This is a genomic window from Okeania sp. SIO2F4 (genome assembly GCF_010672385.1).
Taxonomy (GTDB): Bacteria; Cyanobacteriota; Cyanobacteriia; order Cyanobacteriales; family Microcoleaceae; genus Trichodesmium.
The window spans coordinates 1-3,326 of the sequence record NZ_JAAHGT010001034.1; the positions used below are offsets into that span (position 1 = coordinate 1).

General features: G+C 40.1%; 1 protein-coding gene. It reads right to left on the minus strand.

Annotated features, from left to right (window positions below; all coding sequences use genetic code 11):
• Window positions 1-318 precede the first annotated feature (318 nt).
• On the minus strand, window positions 319-3,326 hold a 3,008-nt coding region (locus tag F6K22_RS36695; RefSeq protein ID WP_293109624.1), incomplete at its 5' end, for a phytase.

Below are 3,326 nucleotides of genomic sequence, written 5' to 3' on the forward strand. Positions count from 1 at the left end.
GCTAAGCGGATTTGATATTATTCAGTCAGGACTTATATAGAATCCGGTTGAACAGTAGTCCGCAGCGACGAAGCGGAAGCAATCTCGCGTCACCCCTGAGATTGCTTCCTTCCACTCCGTTCCAGTCGCTGCGGACGCAAGCTATAGTAATTATTCGGATTCTATATTACACAGAAACGCCATATCTGGTAGGGGCAAATGGCATTTGCTCTCTACAGGTAGCGTATTGTTTAATAGTTTGCGTAAGTCCTGTCAGTATTAAAGATAAGAGTCGATATTGTAGAGGGCGATTCGCGAATCGCCCCTACTGAATTCTAATTACTCTGTGATAACAAAGTCCTCAACTTCAAGCAACGCTTGATTACTCAAAGTTGCAAACTGACGACCATTACCAAAACCATTATCACTACCATTAGGGTTGTAGAATAACTGACCATTGTTTGTGTTGTAGACAATTACAGCATCAGAAATTGCAGCATCAATATTATTAGTAACACTGGCAAATTCTATTACATTGTTAATAGCTGTAAATGTAGTCCGATCCAAAACAATTTTATCTTGACCAACAACAAAATCAGTAATTTCATCAATGCCAACATTATTCAAATTCAATTCTTGATTTGCAGCAAAGATGAAATTATCGATACCTACTCCACCAGTGAGGGTGTCACTTCCCGGACCACCATTAAGACGATCGCTACCCCCACCACCATTAAGGCGATCGCTACCCGGACCACCATTCATTTCGTCGTTGTTATTTTGACCAAAGAGGAAGTCATTACCCGGACCACCATCTAAAGTATCATTACCATTGTCCCCAAAGAGCAGGTCATTACTGTCTTCACCACTGATTCTGTCATTACCACTATTACCTTCTAAGGTATCCGCACCCTCGAACCCCAAAATAGTATCGTTACCAGTACCACCTATAATATTATCTCCTTGGGAACCACCTTCAATCAACCTATCTTCGTCAATAGGTGCAGCTATATCGTCAATAACGATGACATCCATTTGGTTTTGCGTATCAACAGTATAGTCCTCTGTTTCCACCAAACCAAAGGTTGTAACTTCATCACCTTCAGGATCGTCATCAGGAATAGTTGTCCAAGTAACAGTAGCTGTAGTTGCCCCTGGGTTAATTGTAATAGCAGAACGAGCGAGTTCATCTCCTACTGGATCGAGAGATTCTAGGTTGGAAGCATTGCTTAATTGAGGAGGAAATTCGATATCGCCAAAAGCATTGTCAGAATCAGTTTCTGACCAAACTACCCGTAAACCTTCTGGTGGAGCAACTTTATTTAGATTGAAAGTTAAGGTGTATTGGTCTTGGTTTTCACTAACAATTTCCGGTTCAATGTTAATACCTACTGTTGGTAAACTAATGATGGGATTAACTACAAATGCACTTACTACCTGTAGTTCCCGGTTAATAATTGCTTCTGGGTTGCTTAATAATTCCTCCTCTGTATAGGGTTCTACACCATAAGTAACAACGCGCAACTGTTGGGTATTAGGATCGATTTCAAATTCTGTCCAACCAAAGGTATGAGTTGCTAGATAGTCACCTTGAATCAGGGTAGCATCAATTTGATCGTTTGCTACTGCTAAATTATCATTCAGACCAATAGGATCGTAATCAAGAAGGGATATTTGTGCATTGATGAGTTCTTTGAGAAAATCATCTTTGTCATCAATTTCACTGTCGCCATCGCTGGCAACTGGTAAACTCTCGTAGAAAGCTTGTTGTTCTGGACTTAAAGTATTGAGTGCTGTAGCTAATTCAATTACACTCGGACCAAATGTGGGGTCAAAAGCAACTGAACCAGTAGTTATTTCAAAAGCATTGGTAGGAATTTGTTCTCCACCTAACTCTTCTTGATAAGTTAAATTGTTAACGATAGTACCGTGGATATCTGCTGCCACAAATACTACGTTATCAATATTATTATCATCGATAAATTTGAGAATTTCTGTCCGTTCAGCAGCATAACCTTCAAAACGGTCGGATGCAGCAGCAATTCCTAAATTTTGAATTGGTTCGGGCACCATAACAAATTTCCAGGTAATGCCATCATTTTCTGCTTGAAGTAAGTCATTTTTCAGGTTTTCTAGTTGCACTTCTCCTAACATTGTACGGTTAGGGTCAAAAGAAGCTGCGAGAAATGATACTATTTCTTCTGCTGTTGCTCCAGCAGGTGGTAATTCTTGGTCTCGGAAGGAACGAGCATCTAATACTATGTTGGCAGCATCATTGCCATAGGTATTAAAGCGATATAATTTTCGTTCATTTGCGGTGCGTTCTTCTCCTGTATTTCCATAGAATTCGTCTCGCAAAGGATTGAATTCTTGGAATGCTTGTAAACCATTTTCATAGAGTTCAGTATCATTAATTAACCCTTCTGTTTCTGGGAAGCGATCGTCGGAACTTGCAGGGGCACCACCGGAGAACTGGTTAGTAACTTCACGGTCGTTTATTGTGGCATAAATTGATGTGGTAGCGCGCAGGTCAGCCCAGGTATTTTCGCCGAAGCGATCGCCATATACTTCCTGATATTTAGCTTGAAATTCTGCTAAAGTTTCTGCTTGTGGTTCTGGTACTGCTGGCGAAGGAATATCAGCATGAACCGTATTCCCATTTAAAACGAAGAAATCTAAATCTGCTTCATCAGCATTGGCAATAGCAGGATAGGGAGCAAGTTCGCCTCGCCAGTCTCCGGAGACTCCAAATTTTAAACCATTTTGAGTGCCTAATTCGGCAGCAGTTTCAAATTCTCCTATTTCTGTTGAACCTGCTGGGTCGGTGACTCGATAATAATATTCAGTGCCAGGATTTAAGTTTGTGATTTCGACTTTGACTGGAACATTTGCCAGGTTGGTCTTAACTGTGCGAATAATGTTATTAAAGTCGGGACTTGTAGCAACTTCAAATGTTATTTGTCCGGGGGAATTACTATTTGCCCATAACACTGTTGAAGTTTGGGTAGTATCGCCACTGGCAATACCATTAATTAAACTGTCTGATATTTGCCGAGGATTATAACTGAAACGGTCAATTTCCAGAGGGTCTTCAAAAGCATTAGCAACATTTTCCCAAGGGATAAATTTAAAGTTTGTATTGAAGTTTTGAATTTCTCCATCTTCTGGATCTTGCTGAATTACTTCTGGTTCATTTGAACCGTCTTGAACTACCAATAAACCATTAGGAAAATTATCACCTAAAGGCACATTAATTACATCAGCACCATCAGATTCTTCTGCTCCATCAATATTGGCAAAATCTCCTATAAAGAAGTTACCAATAAATTGATTATCCCCTTCTCGTT